The following is a 16,150-nucleotide window of genomic DNA, read 5'->3' as shown; positions in this document are numbered from 1 at the left end:
CTTCACCGGGTCCGGCCTGGACGGATGCGTGCGGACTGCTGCCGCTGTGGCATGAACAGCACACTCTACCGATCCGTCCGGGGGCCCGTTCCGGCGTGGAGCAGGCAGACCGGGTCAGTGCCGGGCGAACTGGACCCCGGTGGCCTGGACGACATCGGGCCGTACCGCGAGGGCACCGACGGTCAGCCGCTCGCCGTAGATGTCGGTGATCCGCAGGGCGCCGCCGCAGCCGCTGCCGTTCTCGGAGAGGAAGTAGTTGTAGTCGGTGCGGGCCAGCTCACGCCAGCTGCCACCGGCCCGAACCTCCAGACGGGCCACGGGATTTCGGTGGCCGATGGGCTGGACGGCGCACCAGTACTGGCTGGAGCCGGTCTTGTACCGGACGGAGAGCGTGTCGCTCGTGGCGGGGCTCAACAGGCTCCAGGTGATGGATATCCGGCCCTTGGAGAGGGCGGCGAGCTTGCCGAACGCCTGCCGGCTGAGGTCGATCTGGCCCGGCGCGCACTCGGGGCACTCGTTGTTGATCAGCACGGTCACGGACGCGCCCCCGGACCGGACCTGCACGTATGCCCCGCAGGCCTTGGCGGTCTCGTAGTCGCTGTGGTTCATCGCCGCGGTCATGGTGTCGCCGCTCGGGCCGTACGAGCAGGCGCCGTCGCCGTTGCCGATGTCGTAGTTGGTGGCGAGCCCCTGGTAGGTGACTCCGGGCCGGATTCGCCCCGCGGAGGGCGCCGCGGCTGCCTGCGCGGTACGGGTGGCCGACGGTTTCCGCGGCGCCTTGGTGGTCGCGGGCGGGGACGACACAGGAGAGGAACCGGCCGCTCTGCTCGGGGACGCGGCGGACGAGGACGGCGTCGGCTCGGCGGACGCCGTCGGCGAGGTCGTCGCCCGGGTGCTCGCGGCGGGCGCCGCCGCGACCTGCCCGGAATCCGGCGCCCCGTCGCTGCGGAAGGCCATGACCAGGGACACGACCAGCGCGATGGCCGCCACGGCGACGGCCGAGACGAGTACCGCGCGCCGACTGCCGCCGGGACGGCGGTGCGATGAAGGTGTCACGACTGCATCCTTACGTGGTGCGGGGGACCGGCGGGCCGGAACGGACCACCCGTGGCAGGAGATTCCGACCACAGGTCGCCGCCGGGGCGGGAAAGGTTGCCGCGAATTCAGAAGCCGTGCGCGCCCCGTCCGCCCCCTTACCTCAGAGGTAATCGATCGCACCGCCCGGCCATGCCACGATCGGCGGTGTACGCAGCCGGACCGACCTGGAGGACGACATGACCGCCTACGCCATAGCCCACCTGCAGGAGTCCGCCCCGCACCCGGAGATCGCCGAGTACATCGAACGCATCCCGGCCACCTTCGAGCCGTACGGCGGCCGCTTCCTCGTCCACGCGGCCAAGCGCGAGGTGGTGGAGGGCAGTTGGCCCGGCCACGTCGTCGTGATCGCCTTCCCAGGAATGACCGAGGCGCGGACCTGGTGGGACTCACCGGAGTACCAGGAGATCGCGCCCCTGCGGACACGGCACATCGAGAGCGACATCGTGCTGGTGCCGGGCGTGCCCGAGGGCTACGACCCGACGACGACCGCGAAGGCGATGCGGGAGGCACTGTCCGGCGAGTAGAGCCACCGGCTGCCTTCCTTCGCGATGCGCGCAGGCCGTCCCGCAGTTGAAGAAGGCAAGCCGTACTACCGTCGAACGCCAGGCTGCCTGCGCATAGCGGAACGAAAGCCCCCGATTCACAGGACACGCACAACTCCCGTGCCGTGCTTCAGAGTTCAAGCGCTACGCTCACGGTCATCGAGTGGCCAACGGCGGCCCCTCCGCCACGGGCACTCGTTTCCCCCCACCTCCAGGCGCAGGAGACTCGGTGTGCATCACGGCGACGTAGTAGTGATAGGCGGCGGCTATGCGGGCGTCCGGCTGGCGAGGCGGCTGGACGGCGCGGCGCGGGTCACGCTGGTGGACCGCAAGGAGATGTTCTTCCACCGCATCGCCTCCCTGCGGGCAGGCGTGCGCCCCGAGTGGACGGCGACTCCCTTCATCCCCTACGACCGGCTGCTGCGCAACGGCCGGCTGGCCGTCGGCAAGGTGGTCCGCGTGGACACCGCCGAACGGCAGGTGGTGCTCGGCACGGGGGAGCGGATCCCGTACGACGTGGTCGTGATCGCCACCGGCGCCGACTACCCGGAACCGGCCCGCTTCACCGGCTCCACCGCCGAGGAGGCGGGCAAGGCCTTCGCCGAGCACCAGCGCAGCATCTCCCTCGCCGACCACATCCTCGTCGTGGGCGGCGGACCCTCCGGTGTGGAACTCAGCGCCGAGATCCGACTGGCCCGGCCCGACGCCCGGGTCACGCTCGCCCACTCCGGTCCGGCGCTGCTGCACTCCACCATCGGCGCCCGGGCGGGCAACAAGGCCCGCGCCTGGCTGGAGGACCACGACGTGGAGGTGCGGCTCGACGCCTTCATGTCGCCAGGCACCGAATTCGGCAGCTACCGCGACGCGTACGGCAACGTCATGACCGCGGACCTCTCCTTCTGGGCCACGGGCACCACCCCCAACACGCTCTGGCTGCGGCTGGCCGGTCACGGCGACTGGCTGAATCCGGCCGGACACGTCCGGGTCGACCGGACGCTGCGGGTCGCGGGCCATCCGGACGTGTTCGCCGTCGGCGACGTGAACGACGCCACCGAGCTCAAGATCACCCCGGCCGCGCTCGCCCAGGCCGACCTCGCCGCCTGGAACATCCGCGGCTACCTGAACAACCCCGGCAAGCATCGCAAGGGCCTGCGCCTGTACCGGCCGATCCACCGCACCCCGTTCATCGTGCCGTTCGGCCCGGCCGACGGCGTGACCGTGCTGCCCGTGCCGGGCGGCGAGACCGCGATCCTGGGCGGCCGCACCACCACCCTCGCCAAGGCGAAGACCCTCATGACCCCTTATATGAGGCGCCAGTTGGGCTACGCCTGAGGTGAGGGGCGGGCGCTCCGGGGTCCTGGCGCCTCGTCCTCCCGGGTGAAGCAGCCGCGATGGCCGTGAACAGCGTTGATGCCGGGACGGCCGGTGCGCCAGGGTGGTGCCATGGACCGCGACTGGAGCACCTCCTTCCGTCCGACCCGCCGTCAACTCCTCGCCGCCGCGAGCGCCGTGCCCCTCGTGGGCGCGACCGCGACGGCGGCAAGACCCGCCACCGGCACCGCGTCCCTCTCCTTCACCTCGGCCACCAACGGTTCGGCGACCCTCGCGCCCTCCGGCGACCACTTGGTCGCCGAGGTCCAGGGCATCCTGTGGTCGCTGCCCCGCGCGGGCGGTACGGCCCACCCGCTGACCCCCGCCGACCTGGAACCCAACCGCCCCACCCATGCCCCGGACGGCGCGCTCATCGCCTTCTGCGCCTACCGGGGCGGCGGATTCCACCTCTGGACCGTCCGCCCCGACGGCTCCGGCCTGCGCCGGCGCACCGACGGCCCCTGGGACGACCGCGGCCCGGCCTGGTCGCCCGACGGCACCCGTCTCGCCTTCGCCTCCGAACGCGGCGGCGACCCCGTCGACGGCAGCCCGTACCGCATCCACGTCCTCGACCTGCGCACCGGCGCGATCACCCGGGTCACCGGCCTCTCCGGTCAGCAGGGCCCCCTCCAGGACGCCCCGTGGGAGGACTTCGACCCCACCTGGTCTCCGGACGGCACCCACATCCTGTTCGTCCGCGCCAAGGTCGTCACCACCGCGCTGGGCGCTGCCCTGGAAGCCCGTACGATCGCCACCGTCGCGGCCGACGGCAGCGGTCCGGTCGCCGTGCACCACACCGAGACCGCGGCCGCGCAGGTCATGACCCCCGCCCTCGCCCCCGGCGGCCGCCTCGCCCACCTGCGCACCACGGCCGCCCCGAACGCCTCCTGCACCCTCGTCGTCGACGGCAGTCCCGTCCCGGTCACCGGCGACATCGCGCCCGTACCCCCGCGCTGGACGCCGACCGGAGAGCTGCTCCTGACCGTCGACGGCACCTTCACCCTCGTACGCCCGGACAGCCCCGCACACCCCGAGACCGTCCCCTTCGACGGTGAACTCCCGCTGCGCCGGCCGAAGTACAGGACCAAGGCGTACGACCTGGGAGAGGCCCGCACGCGTCCCGTCCGGGCTCTTCATCTCCCCGCGCTGTCGCCCGACGGCCGCCGGATCGCCTTCGCGGCCCTCAACTCGCTGTGGCTGGGACGGAGTTCCGGCGGACTCCGACCGCGCCGACTGCACGCCGCGTCCTCGACCCGCTATCTGCTCGGGCCCACGTGGGCGCGCGACGGGAAGTCCCTCGTCTACGTCGACGACCGCGACGGACTCCTCGGTGTGTACCGGCACGATCTCGCCACCGGAGCGGAGAGCGCGCTCGCGACCGGCGGCCGGACGTTCCCGGCCCTGTCGCCCGACGGACAGCGGCTGGCCTGTCTCGACCTGACCGGACGGCTGATCGTCCGCGACCTCGCCTCCGGGGTGGAGCGCGTCCTGGTCACCGCGCTCGGCGGGGGCGGGCAACCCGGTCGGCCCAGTTGGTCGCCCGACGGGCGGTATCTCGCCCTCTGCGACCGCAACCGCCTCAACTCCCGCTTCCGGGAGGGCTACAACGTCATCCGGGTCGTCGACACCACGACCGGCATCGACCGCCTCCACACGGTCGCACCGCATACGTCGATCGCCGACCGGTACGACTCCGGGCCTGTGTGGTCCCCGGACGGCCGCTGGATGGCGGTGATCGTCGAGTCGGCCCTGTGCCTGCTGCCCGTCACCCCCGACGGCACCCCGGACGGCGAACTGCGCACCCTCACCACCGAACCGGCCGACCATCCCTCCTGGTCCGGCGACTCCGCCACCCTCCTCTATCTCTCCGGCGGCCGACTGCGGTTGCTCGCCGTCAGCGGCGGTCCCGTCCGCACGGTCCGCATTCCGCTCGACACCACCAGACCCACCCCCGCCGACGTCGTCGTGCACGCCGGACGGCTGTGGGACGGCACGGGTGAGGGAACCCGGGACGACGTCGACATCCTGGTGCGCGGCGGACGCATCACTGCGGTGGAGCCGCACAGGGCGGGACGGCCGGCCGCCCTGCGCCGGATCGACGCCTCGACCGGGACGGTGATCCCGGGTCTGTGGGACACCCACACCCACCCCTGGCAGAGCACCTACGGCGGACGCCAGACCGTCGGCCAGCTCACCTACGGCATCACCACGGCCGTCTCCCTCGGCGGTTTCGCGTACGAACAGGCCCGCATCCGTGAGGCGGTGCTCGGCGGACAGCTCGCGGGGCCGCGGCTGCTGGCCACCGGGGAACTCCTCGACGGGGCACGGGTCGCGTACAGCATGGGCCGTGCCCACCGCACCCGGGAGGGACTGCGCCGGTCCCTGGAGAGGGGTGAGGCGTTGGACTGGGACTTCGTCAAGACCTATGTGCGGGCGCCGGGTTGGGTGATGGAGGAGGCGGCGCGATTCGCCCATGAACGCCTCGGGGTGCGGGCCGGCAGTCACCTGCTCTCGCCCGGCGTCCAGCTCGGCCAGGACGTGACGACCCATCTGCAGGCCACCCAGCGCGCCGAGTTCGGGCACGCCGTCACCGCGACGGGCCGTGTCTATCAGGATGTCGTGGAGATCTACAGCGCGCGTGGCGTGGGGTTCTCGCTGATCGCGACCCCGTTCACGGCCGCGCCCCTCCTCGGTGAGGAGCCCGCGCTCGCCGACGACCCGCGCGTGACCGTGGTGATGCCGCCATGGGACTCGGCGGCCGTGACCCAGGCGGCCGGCATCCCGCCCACGGCGGCCCAACTCGCCACCCTGCGCACCGAGACCGACATCTACCGCCGGGTCCTGGCCGCAGGCGGCCTCGTCGCCCTCGGCACGGACCAGCCGCTCGTTCCGGTCGGCCTCGCCCTCCACCTGGGCCTGCGCGCCCTGCACCGCGGTGGCTTGTCCCCGGCCCAGACCCTGCGCACCGCGACCGTCCTGCCCGCCCGCCTCTTCGGCCTCGACCGCGACCTGGGCACGGTCGAGGAGGGCCGGCTCGCCGACCTGACCGTCGTCGACGGGGATCCGTTCGCGGACTTCGCCGACCTCGTGCGCACGGTCTCCGTCCTGCGCGGCGGAGTGCCGTACACCACCGAGGAGTTGGTCGCCGCCTTCGAGCCGTCGGCCCGGCGCACCGCGGCCGCCGACGACGACTGGCTCACGGTGGGCCGGCTGATGCGCAGGGACGGGTGCTGCGACGGCCACTGAGGCCGCTGCCTCAGCAGGTGATCGTGCCTCGGCGCAATGCGTGGCCGCCGGTGTTGCTGTCGTCGGACCAGTACACCGGCTTGGTGCCGCCAGAGCAGGCGTCGGCGCCGGACACGGCGAAGCCCTCGTTGTTCAGGTCGGCCATGCCCGCGGGTCGGTTGTAGATCGCCGTGGTGGCGAAGGCACCGGAGGAGTTGATCCTCAGCGTCCGGTGCTGACCGTCGCAGGTGTCGTCGCACACGGCCCACAACCGGGAAGCCTGCGGCTCCCACTGCAGCTCCATGACGCCCGCCATGCCGCTGCTGATGCTCGCGACGCGGGTGAAGGAGCCCGAGTCCTGGAGGACGTAGCCGTAGATCGTGCCGGTGCCCTCGACGCCGACGAAGAACACCCCCGAGGTGTGGGCCCCGTAGCGAGCGGGGTCGTAGGCCGAGCCGGTCGAGGAGTCCTTGAAGCCGGCGGCGGTCAGGGTGGTGTCGGGGATCCAGGTGATGCCCTCAAGGCCGAGGTTGGAGCCGACCGACGGCAGGTCGGAGGTCAGGTTCCACTCCTTCGTCGCCGTGAGCGTGGTGCTCGTGGAGCCGACGTCGTAGCGCAGGACGGACAGCCGGCTCGTGCCGGACGAGTCCCCGCTGCGCTCGCTCGCCACGTACGCGCCGCCCGCGGCGCCGGCGCCGGTCAGCGTGACGCCCTCGCTGTCCGGCGTACCCGAACCACCGGGGAACCGCAGGGACTTGCCGGAGGTCCAGCCGCCGGTGGTGTCCGCCTTCCAGGCGGTCGAGCCGTTCGGTACCAGGCGCCAGAGCTTGCCGCTGTTCTGCGCCGCCCACATCACGTTCCCCTCCTGGTGGAGGCCGCTCAGATCCGAGCCGAACGCGTTGGCGGCGTCGGCGGTCGCGATCGAGCTGCCGCCGGGCCAGGTCGTGGGTGAAATGCCGCCGCTGCCGCAGTCGTTGGGGCCACCGAGGGTCAGGTCGGCGGAGCCGAAGGCACCGGTGCCGTCGGGGCAGCGCGACCACGACGGGCCGGAGTGCTCGGACCAGCTGAAGCTGTCGACCAGTGTGCTGCCGTCCGGGAGGTAGAGGCGGGCCTGATCGTCGGAGCCGAGGCCGAACGCGTTATGGACGTCGAAGGCGCGGAAGGCGCCGGGCGCGAGTGAAGTCCCGGACGCTATCGCGTACTTCGAGCCGTTGTTGTCGTCCTTGAGGATCCAGCCCGAGAGGTCGAGCGTGGCGATTCCCTTGTTGTACAGCTCGATCGAGTCGTTGACGTCCCCGGTGGTCACCACCTCGTTGATGCGGATGTCGTCGGCCGCCGCCGCGTGGGCCGGGGGTGCCGTGAGGGCGCCGACGGCCAGCGTCGGGGCGACGATCCCGGCGATCCCGACGAGGAAGAAGCGGAAGGTGCGGTGCCGGCGGCGAACACGCGATTCGGTCACGAAGATCCGTCCTGAGATCGTTTGACAGGCCGCCAGGACCCTTCCTGCCTGGTTCGAACGGATGCCTTCGTGCGAGTGAGTGCCGTATGAACGATGGACGGCCAGTGCGCGGAGTCCTCAGGCCGGCGGGTCGTCACTCGATCCCACGGACGGGCTCGCAGCGCATCGGCGACGACCGCTTCAATGCCGTCACTTCCGTCGGGACCGATCGGACAGGTCTCCGCGCCCACTCCGTGCTCCGCGAATTCAGCCAGTCCGGGAGATACGCGGAGCCTCCGGAAGGCCCGCGCGGGCCACGGCGTCTGTGACCGCGGCCCGCCCCCGCCTTTCCTGGCCACGGCGGGTCAGGGCTTGATGCCCACGCCGGTCCACAGGCTGACCACCGCGTCGGTCAGCGGCTCCGCGTCGTCCTCCGTGGCCGACGCCGCGTCCGGGCGCCAGCGGTGACCGACCGAGATGCCGGGCTCCAGGAGGTCGAGGCCCTCGAAGAAACGGGCCACGGCGCTCCGCGAACGGAACTGCACGGGCGTACCGGCATTGGTGTAGATGTCCGTCACCTTCTGCCACGTGTCCGGGTCGAAGTCGGGCGTGCAGTGGCTGAGCGCGAGGGCACTGCCGGAGGGCAGGAAGTCCAGCAGCCGGCTCACGATCCCGTACGGGTCCTGGGCGTCGGTGACGAAGTGCATGAGCGCGTTGAGGGAGAGCGCGATCGGCTGGTCGAGGTCCAGGACCTCGGACAGCGCCGACGAGTCGAGCAGTGCGCCCGGGTCGTTGACGTCCGCCTCGATGTACGTGGTGCGGCCCTGGGGCGTGCTGCGCATCAGCCGCTCGGCGTACTTGAGCACCAACGGGTCGTTGTCGGCGTAGACCACCCGGGCGTCGGGCACGACGGACTGCGCGACCTGGTGCAGGTTCGGCTCGGTGGGGATGCCGGTGCCGATGTCCAGCCACTGGCGGATGCCGTGCTCCCGGGCGAGGACCCGGGTGGCCCGGTGCATGAAGGCACGGTTCTCACGGGCGCAGACGAAGATGCCGGGGTAGACCCCGGCGACCGACTCGGCCGCCTGCTTGTCGATCTCGAAGTGGTCCTTGCCGCCCAGGTAGTAGTCGTACATGCGGGCGGAGTGCGGCCTGCTGGTGTCGATGTCCCGGGCTGCGTGGGGGGTGGTCATGCTGTCCCTTTCAACTGGTGTGCGCTGACGTGCCGGCCGGCGCGACCGACCGTCAGGTGATCGGCGAGGCCCTTTTTGACCCCTTCGACGAACGCGCTGATCTCCTGCGGCGTGTAGATCAGGGCGGGTCCTGCCGGATCCGTCGACTGCCGCATCGCGACCCGGCCGTCGGCCAGGCGCTTTGTCTCCACGCACTGGCCCCCGTTGGGGCCGCTCCAGGGGCATTCCCAGCCCTGCTCGCCGAGGTCGGAGGCGGGCATCCCGTTGTAGACGCTGCTGGTGGTGGTCATGAGTACTCCTTGCGCATACGGGTCAGGAGCGCCCTGCTGTCCGCCGACGAGGTGAGCAGCGACATCCGGTTGTGCGCCTCCAGATGGGCGGAGACGTCGGAACGCTGGTCCAGGTACATGGAGGCGGACAGGATCTCGCTGTAGACGACGTCCGGCAGCTCGGGCTCCTCGAACCGGAAGTAGGTGAAGGGGGCGCACGCGCCGACATGGGCGCCCGCGGTGAACGGGACGATGTCGAGGCTCACGTGCTCCAGCTCCGAGACCTCCAGGAGCTTGTCGATCTGCTCCCGCATCACCTCGGGGCCGCTCACCACGCGGTGCAGCACGGCCTCTTCCATCACGACCCAGAGCGTGGGCGCGTCCGCTCGGGTCAGCAGACTCTGGCGCCGTAACCGCAGGTCGACCCGTCTGCGCAGGTCCTCTTCGCTCTCGTTGGGGAAGCCGCCGCGCAGTACGCCACGGGCGTACCCCCACGTCTGCAGCAGGCCCGTGACGTAGTGCGGCTCGTAGGTGCGCAGCGTCTTGGCGCCGCTCTCCAGACTCACGTAGGCGGAGAACCAGGTGGGCAGGACGTCACGGTAGGCGTGCCACCAGCCCGGCTCGTTGGCCTGCTCGGCGAGGGCGACGAACTCGTCGATCTCCTGCCGGTCCGCGCCGTAGGTCTCGAGCAGTTTCTCCACGTACAGCGGCTTGAGGGCGACCTCCGCCTTCTCCAGCCGGCGGATCGTCAGCGTCTTCACCCGCAGTGCCGTCGCCGCGTCCTCCAGCGAGGCGCCCGCGTTCTGCCGCCGCTCCTGCAGCCGTCTGCCGAGGATCATGCGGAGGACGGTGGGCGCACTGGCGCCACTGCCCGAGCGAGCCTCGTTCACGCCCTACCTCCTGAAGGACAGTCACCAGTAGCAGTCCGACCGCGACTTGATGATGCCACCATACGGATAACCTCCCGGTGAAATTATCAGGGAGTCGGTTGCAGCATGAAGCGAACTACGAGCATGATTGGTTGAGTGAGCGATCAACCCGAGCGCGCCCACGCGTCAGTCAACATGCCGCCTACTCCGTGGAGTTGGCGTGGCAAGGCGTTCGGACCGTCCGGCCGTGCCTCGAACACCCCGTCCTGGGGCGGCCGTTCCCTGTCGTACGTCGCCTCGCTCGCCCCGCTGCGCCCGTCCTCCCACGGAAGGCGAACACCGTGTCCCCCCACACGACTTCCCTCTCCTCCTTGTTAGACACCCCCGGCCCCGACCGGTCCCACTGGCTCGAGCTGCCCGCCAGACGGGAGAGCGTCAGAGCCGCCCGCCACGGCGTGAGCGCCTGTCTGCGCTCCTGGCGGGCGCCGGCCGAACTGTGCGCCGACGCCGTCCTGTTGGTGTCCGAACTGGTGACCAACGCCGTCGTCCACACGCTCAGTTCGCGGGTCCTGTGCGGTGTCGCGCTCATCGGCGAGCAGCGCGTGCGGGTCGAGGTCCACGACTACGACAACGCCGCGCTCAGTCCGACCCGGGGCCGGCCGACCCTCGACTGCGAGACCGGCCGCGGACTGCTGATCGTGCAGGAGGTCGCCGACGCCTGGGGGGCCGAGCGCTCGACCCGCACGAAGGGCAACGTTGTCTGGGCGACATTGCGCGGCGCCTGCGTCTGAGGAGGCGGTCGGCGGGGCGCGCTGCTACGAGGGCGTCAGCTCGGCGAGCAGCACCGTCCGGTCGTCCGCGCCCGGCGCGGCGGCGACATCGTCCAGCAACTCCCCGCACAGCGACCGCAGATCGTCGTCACCGGGCGACCTGGTGACCGCGGAGTCGAGGGCGTGGGCGAGGCGGTCGATGCCCTCCTCGATGTCGCACTGGCGGGACTCGACGAGCCCGTCGCTGTAGAGGACGAGCAGGGTCGGCTCCGTCACTTTCAGGACGGTGGTCTCGTAGCGGCCCGCGCCGAGGCCCAGCGGCAGGCCCGCGTTGGCCAGCACGACCGGGGTGGCAGGTCCCTCCGCGGGACGGAGCAGTGGGGGAGGGTGGCCGGCGCCCACCAGCGTGCAGGTGCGCTGCCGGGGATCCCACTCGGCGTACATGCAGGTGGCGAAGGAGGCGCCGGGGACGGCGGCGGCGAGCGCGTCGAGACGGTTCATCAGGTCGGCGGGGGAGAGGTCGAGCCCCGCGAGGGTGCGGACGGCCGTGCTCAACTGGATCATGGCGACGGCCGATTCGGGACCGTGCCCCATCGCGTCCCCGACGATCAGACCCACGCGGCCCCCGGGCCGGGGCAGCGCGTCGAACCAGTCGCCGCCGATGATGTTGCCGTCGCCCGCCGGGAGATAGCCGTGGGCGATCCGGCAGCCCGGGAAGTCGTGGTCCGTCGTGGGCAGCAGACTGTTGCGGATGGCCAGCGCGGTGCGCCGCTCCCGCTCGTAGCGCCGGGCGTTGTCCAGCGCGACGCAGGCCCGCGCGGCCAACCGCTCCACACTGACGGCGTCCCCGCGCTCGAACGGCGGCTTGTCCGGACCACGGGTGCAGGCGATGAAACCGACCGCGACATCCCGCAGATGCAACGGCACGACGAGGAACGAGGCGCTCTCCAGAAGACTGCGGATGCCCTCGTCGTCGGGTCCGGTCGCGCTCAGCCGCTCGCTGGTGTGCGGGTCCACGGCGTCCAGCAACTGCGACCGCTTGTCGGCCAGCGCACGGGCGTACGGCGTCTCCCGCGGAAAGACGATCACCTGGTCGACGGGCAGCAGCGGCTCCCAGTCCTCGGCCGCCTCCGCCCCCACCCGCAGCGCGAGCCGGCGCGCCTCGACCTGCGGCGGATCCGAGCCCGCGTAGGCGTTCTCCTCCAGCAGCCACCGCTCCAGCAGATACACCGACGCCGCGTCGCAGAACGCCGGCGTCAGCGCGTGCACGACGTGACTTCCCGTCAGGTGCAGATCCAGTTCGGAGCCGATGACGTCGGCCGCGGGGGAGAAGAACAGACGACGGCGCTGTGACATGGGGGAGAGCGCACCGTCCGGTAGGTGGGGGGCTTCGTTGCGCAGGGTCTTGCCTTTCCGGGTGGGGCCGGGGGCGGCCGCGTGCCAGGCGCAGGCGCCGGGCCGCAACGGGGAGAACTATATGATGGGACGTCAAGCAACCCGAGACGCATGGGAGTTGTGGTGCAGCAGGGTCTCCCGGAGAACACGACGCCGAACAAGGCGAGTGTTGCCCGTATGTACGACGCCATGCTGGGCGGCGAGCACAACTTCGCCATAGACCGGGAGGCGCTCGCGGCGTTCACCGCCATCGACCCCCAGGTCCGCACCCTGGCACGGGCCAACCGCGCCTTCCTCGGCCGCGCCGTCCGCTTCCTCATCGCCTCCGGGGTACGGCAGTTCATCGACCTCGGCTCCGGCATCCCCACCCAGGGCAACGTGCACGAGGTGGCGCAGGCCGCCGACCCGGACAGCCGGGTGGTCTACGTCGACAACGACCCCGTGGCCGTCGCGCACAGCGCCGCCCTGCTGGCCGACAACCCGGGCGCGGACATCCTCGACGCCGACATCCGCCGGCCCGCCGACATCCTCGCCGCCCCGCAGGTACGGAAGCTGATCGACCTCGACCAGCCCGTCGCCGTACTGATGATCACGATCATGCACTTCATCTCGCCGGAGGAGAACCCGGCCGGCATCGTCGCCGCCTTCCGGGACGCGCTGCCCGAGCAGGGCTGGCTGGCGCTCACCCACGCCACCAACGAGGACCGCCCCGACACGGCCGCCGCCGTCGGACAGCTGTACAAGGCGAAGGCCACCTCCCCGGTGACCGCCCGCTCCCGCGACGAGATCCAGCACCTCTTCGACGGCTTCGACCTCGTCGAGCCGGGCCTGGTCCACGTACCGCTGTGGCGACCGGATCCCCAGGACGAGATCCCGGAGAACCCTTCGGAGTACTGGGTGTACGCGGGCGTCGGCCGTAAGCGGAGCTAGCGCGCGGGCAGTTCGCGGTGTGAATGTGGGGGCCGTCACGGATGGTGACCGGCCCCCTGCGCGTGTGATCGTCGGAGAGACCTTGCACCTCCGACGAAGGGGAACTGCTCATCCATCACCGTGAGTCGAAGACACCCAGTGCCCGAGACATCCGGCCAAACCCCACCCGCGCCCTGCGGCCGGAGGTGACCCGTGGGACACGCTGACACTCTGCTCGCCATGGGCGGCGCCTTCCTGGCGGCCGCGTTGCTCGCGCGGCTCGGCGGCCGGATCGGGCTGCCGACGATCCCGCTGTTCATGCTCGCCGGGATCCTGCTCGGCCCGCACACCCCGGGCCTGGTCCTGGTGCAGGACGCGCACGACTTCGAGATGCTCTCCGCGCTCGGTCTGGTGCTGCTGCTGTTCTACCTGGGCCTGGAATTCCACCTCGACGACCTGCGCAGCGGGGGTCGCCGACTGCTGTCCGCCGGTGGCATCTATCTGCTGCTGAACGTGGGCGCGGGCCTCGGCTTCGGCTTCGCGCTCGGCTGGGGCGTGCGCGAGGCGCTCGTACTCGCCGGTGTCCTGGGGATCTCCTCCTCCGCGATCGTCACCAAGATTCTCATCGACCTCGGGCGCATCGGCCGCCCCGAGACCCGGCTGATCCTCGGTGTGATCGTGGTCGAGGACATCTTCCTCGCGCTGTATCTGGCCGCGCTCCAGCCGGTGATCGGCGGTGCGGAGGGCGTCGGCGAGATGGTGCTGCAGAGCGGGAAGGCCTTCGGGTTCCTGCTGGTGCTGGCCGCCGCCGCGCGCTACGGCACCCGCCTCGTCGGCCGCCTCATCGCCACCCGTGACAACGAACTGCTCGTCATCAGCTTCCTAGGCGCCGCGGTCCTGGTCGCCGGGGTCTCCGAGGTCCTCGGCGTCGCCGACGCGATCGGCGCGTTCATGGTCGGCCTGATCCTGGCCGGCACGCCCTCCGCACCCCGGATCCGCGAACTGGTGCACCCTCTCCGGGACGCCTTCGCGGCGATCTTCTTCTTCGCCTTCGGTCTGGCCATCGACCCGGGCGACCTGGTGTCCGTCGCCGGTCCTGTCGCCGCCGCGGCCGCCCTGACCGTCGCCGTGAACATCGCCGCCGGCCTGCTGGTCGCCCGCCTGTACGGCTACGGGCTCGACACCGCCGCGGACATCGCCACCACCCTGGTGGCGCGAGGGGAGTTCGCGCTGATCCTGGCGGCGATGGCGGCGAGCGCGGGTCTTGACGGGCGGCTCGCCCCGTTCATCGCCGGATACGTCCTCGTCCTGGCGGTGCTCGGCCCTGTGCTGGCGGGCCGGGCGGAGCTGTTCGCACGTGCGCTGCGGGCGGCGCGTGACGCCTTGCCGCGTGGGGATGACAGCCCCGGGACGGGAGGGGCGTCTGCGGAACCGGAGGAGACCGAGGACCAGGTCCCGGCCATCCGGGGAGTCGGGAGTCGAGCCTGATGGTGAGTGAGGTCGGCAGGAGGAAATGCTGAGGGAAGGCCCTCCTCCAGGGCCGCGCCGGTTCTGGGAAGGAGCAGCCGTGCATCGGAACGACGCCGAACGACTGGCCGATCTTGAAGCGCGACTCGAACAGGACGATCCCCGATTCACTCACGCCCTGCGTGCCGGGCGCCCGGCACGGCCACGGGAGTACCGGCGCACCGGCCTCTGGTACGGCCTGGCCCTCGGCGCGGTCGTGCTGATCGTCGGGATCGTGATCTCCGACGGACTCCTCATCGCCACGGGTCTGGTCCTCCTGGGCATCGCCGCCCAACTGCTGGACCCGAAGGAGGCGCCCCTGAGGCGCCGCGGGAGCCGGTCGGCGGGACGGTAGTCCGTCAGGGGGCCGGCGCCCGTCCTCGGCGGGAGTCCCGGTCACCCGGCCGACCCGAGCGGAGCGATCCCGTGGCGGTCGCCGCCCCGAACTGTGACCATGGCTGGCGTACGGCCCGTTGATCAGTCGACAGTTCGGGAGACGACATGCCGATCGGCCGCGTGGGACTCGTCGTGCACGGAGGTCGGCCCGAGGCGGTGACCGGGGCGCAGACCGTGCGGGAGTGGTGCGCCGGATACGGCATCGGCTGCGCCGACATCGATGTGTGGCAGGGGCAGGGGAGCCGGCGCAGCGGCCGTGAGGAGGTGCGGGCCGCGGGGATGCCCGACCTCATCGTGACCCTCGGCGGGGACGGGACGTTCCTGCGCGGGGCGCGGATCGCGGCCAAGAAGGACATCCAGGTGCTGGGCGTCGACCTCGGCAAGGTCGGCTTCCTCACCGAGACCGCGGTCGGCGACGTAGAAGAGGCGCTGGAGGCCGTGCACGCGGGCAGATCGACCTGCGAGGAACGCATGACGCTCACCATGCGGGCGTCCAAGCCGCTGGAGATGCCCGCCGACATGGAGGAGATCCTCTGCTACGGGCGCGGCCCCGCCCTTCCGCCGCCCCCGCCCGCGGTGGGCCCGGCGGCGGAGGACGGCTGGGGTGTCGCCCTGGACGTCACCGCGCTGAACGACATCGTGGTGGAGAAGCTGGCCCGGGACCGCCAGGTGAGCCTCGGGGTGTACATCTCCGGGCGGCTGCTGGCCTCGTACTCGGCGGACGGCGCGATCGTCGCGACCCCGACCGGCTCCACCGCCTACAGCTTCGCCGCCGGCGGTCCGGTGCTCTCACCCCGGATGCGGGCGGTGGTGTTCACCCCCGTCGCCCCGCACATGACCTTCGACCGCACGGTGATCGCGAACGCGGACGAGCCGATCGCGCTGCGCGTCCTGCCGCACTCGGGCCGGGCCGCCGTCAGCGTCGACGGACAGCCGCGCGGGGTCCTCGAACCGGGCGACTGGATCGGCGTGATCGCGGCGCCCCGGCCCCTGCGGCTTGTCCGGCTGGCCCCCGCCGACTTCTACGGGCGGCTGCGGGAGCGGATGCGCCTCACCGACGCCCCCGCGACCGCCGCCGACGGCGAGTCGGACCCGCTGTTCCGACCCGCCAACCCCGTGCCGGACGACCTCAGCCACCTCTACCTGCCGCCGCCCCAGACCACCTGATC

Annotated in this window: 14 protein-coding genes; 8 read left to right on the top strand and 6 right to left on the bottom strand. The window is 71.6% G+C overall.

The features are described from left to right. Positions 1-114: 114 nt before the first annotated feature. Positions 115-1,056 carry an expansin EXLX1 family cellulose-binding protein gene (locus ACIQI8_RS01650; protein WP_402343384.1) on the bottom strand — a complete coding sequence of 314 codons (942 nt, stop codon included), beginning with the start codon at positions 1,054-1,056 and terminating at the stop codon, positions 115-117. Positions 1,057-1,274: 218 nt separating this feature from the next. Here ACIQI8_RS01650 and ACIQI8_RS01645 point away from each other — a divergent pair, with 218 nt between their 5' ends. From ACIQI8_RS01645 to ACIQI8_RS01635, 3 genes are all read left to right on the top strand, one after another. Next, complete coding sequence (locus ACIQI8_RS01645; RefSeq protein ID WP_402343381.1) at positions 1,275-1,622, top strand: DUF1330 domain-containing protein; 348 nt, start codon at positions 1,275-1,277, stop codon at positions 1,620-1,622. 249 nt (positions 1,623-1,871) lie between these two features. Beyond that, a complete protein-coding gene (locus ACIQI8_RS01640; RefSeq protein ID WP_402343378.1) occupies positions 1,872-2,972 on the top strand; it encodes an NAD(P)/FAD-dependent oxidoreductase in 1,101 nt (366 codons plus the stop codon). A gap of 111 nt (positions 2,973-3,083) precedes the next feature. Next, positions 3,084-6,257, top strand: a complete 3,174-nt coding sequence (locus ACIQI8_RS01635) for an amidohydrolase family protein (protein WP_402343375.1) — start codon at positions 3,084-3,086, stop codon at positions 6,255-6,257. 10 nt (positions 6,258-6,267) lie between these two features. On the opposite strand, the gene ACIQI8_RS01630 is transcribed toward ACIQI8_RS01635, so the two are convergent. The 4 genes from ACIQI8_RS01630 to ACIQI8_RS01615 form a co-directional block, all read right to left on the bottom strand. Then, positions 6,268-7,695, bottom strand: a complete 1,428-nt coding sequence (locus ACIQI8_RS01630) for a lamin tail domain-containing protein (RefSeq protein ID WP_402343372.1) — start codon at positions 7,693-7,695, stop codon at positions 6,268-6,270. Between the two features lie 344 nt (positions 7,696-8,039). Next, positions 8,040-8,867 carry an SAM-dependent methyltransferase gene (locus ACIQI8_RS01625; RefSeq protein ID WP_402343369.1) on the bottom strand — a complete coding sequence of 276 codons (828 nt, stop codon included), beginning with the start codon at positions 8,865-8,867 and terminating at the stop codon, positions 8,040-8,042. Next, on the bottom strand, positions 8,864-9,157 hold the full coding sequence (locus tag ACIQI8_RS01620) for a DUF397 domain-containing protein (RefSeq protein WP_401715257.1): 294 nt from the start codon (positions 9,155-9,157) through the stop codon (positions 8,864-8,866). The genes ACIQI8_RS01625 and ACIQI8_RS01620 overlap by 4 nt, the downstream gene beginning before the upstream one ends. After that, a complete protein-coding gene (locus ACIQI8_RS01615; RefSeq protein ID WP_402343366.1) occupies positions 9,154-10,026 on the bottom strand; it encodes a helix-turn-helix domain-containing protein in 873 nt (290 codons plus the stop codon). Before ACIQI8_RS01615 ends, ACIQI8_RS01620 begins: the two co-directional genes overlap by 4 nt. Positions 10,027-10,376: 350 nt before the next feature. Between ACIQI8_RS01615 and ACIQI8_RS01610 the strand changes: the two genes are divergently transcribed. Beyond that, positions 10,377-10,796, top strand: coding sequence for an ATP-binding protein (locus tag ACIQI8_RS01610; protein ID WP_402343363.1), 420 nt, complete (start codon positions 10,377-10,379; stop codon positions 10,794-10,796). Positions 10,797-10,820: 24 nt separating this feature from the next. Here the strand turns inward: ACIQI8_RS01610 and ACIQI8_RS01605 are convergent, their stop codons facing one another. Beyond that, positions 10,821-12,131 (bottom strand): PP2C family protein-serine/threonine phosphatase, encoded by a 1,311-nt coding sequence (locus ACIQI8_RS01605; protein ID WP_402343360.1) that lies wholly within the window; start codon positions 12,129-12,131, stop codon positions 10,821-10,823. 162 nt (positions 12,132-12,293) lie between these two features. Between ACIQI8_RS01605 and ACIQI8_RS01600 the strand changes: the two genes are divergently transcribed. The 4 genes from ACIQI8_RS01600 to ACIQI8_RS01585 all read left to right on the top strand — a co-directional run bounded on the left by ACIQI8_RS01600 (position 12,294) and on the right by ACIQI8_RS01585 (position 16,148). Continuing rightward, positions 12,294-13,100, top strand: a complete 807-nt coding sequence (locus ACIQI8_RS01600; RefSeq protein ID WP_402343357.1) for an SAM-dependent methyltransferase — start codon at positions 12,294-12,296, stop codon at positions 13,098-13,100. Between the two features lie 192 nt (positions 13,101-13,292). After that, positions 13,293-14,567 (top strand): cation:proton antiporter, encoded by a 1,275-nt coding sequence (locus ACIQI8_RS01595; RefSeq protein ID WP_402343354.1) that lies wholly within the window; start codon positions 13,293-13,295, stop codon positions 14,565-14,567. 79 nt (positions 14,568-14,646) lie between these two features. Beyond that, the gene (locus ACIQI8_RS01590) at positions 14,647-14,940 is read left to right on the top strand and encodes a DUF3040 domain-containing protein (RefSeq protein WP_402343351.1); all 294 of its coding nucleotides are present in this window, start codon (positions 14,647-14,649) and stop codon (positions 14,938-14,940) included. A 146-nt stretch (positions 14,941-15,086) separates the two neighbouring features. Then, the gene (locus ACIQI8_RS01585) at positions 15,087-16,148 is read left to right on the top strand and encodes an NAD(+)/NADH kinase (protein WP_402343348.1); all 1,062 of its coding nucleotides are present in this window, start codon (positions 15,087-15,089) and stop codon (positions 16,146-16,148) included. Positions 16,149-16,150: the final 2 nt, after the last annotated feature.

It is taken from the genome of Streptomyces sp. NPDC092369 (assembly GCF_044755245.1).
Taxonomy (GTDB): Bacteria; Actinomycetota; Actinomycetes; order Streptomycetales; family Streptomycetaceae; genus Streptomyces.
Note: the sequence above shows the minus strand (reverse complement) of the source record. Positions and strands in the feature narration are given on the sequence as shown.

Excerpts from the sequence above, each read along its gene's own strand:
- ACIQI8_RS01645 (WP_402343381.1), top strand. The coding sequence starts at position 1,275 with ATGACCGCCTACGCCATAGCCCACCTGCAGGAGTCCGCCCCGCACCCG.
- ACIQI8_RS01635 (WP_402343375.1), top strand. The coding sequence starts at position 3,084 with ATGGACCGCGACTGGAGCACCTCCTTCCGTCCGACCCGCCGTCAACTC.
- ACIQI8_RS01625 (WP_402343369.1), bottom strand. The coding sequence starts at position 8,867 with ATGACCACCCCCCACGCAGCCCGGGACATCGACACCAGCAGGCCGCAC.
- ACIQI8_RS01620 (WP_401715257.1), bottom strand. The coding sequence starts at position 9,157 with ATGACCACCACCAGCAGCGTCTACAACGGGATGCCCGCCTCCGACCTC.
- ACIQI8_RS01605 (WP_402343360.1), bottom strand. The coding sequence starts at position 12,131 with ATGTCACAGCGCCGTCGTCTGTTCTTCTCCCCCGCGGCCGACGTCATC.
- ACIQI8_RS01585 (WP_402343348.1), top strand. The coding sequence starts at position 15,087 with ATGCCGATCGGCCGCGTGGGACTCGTCGTGCACGGAGGTCGGCCCGAG.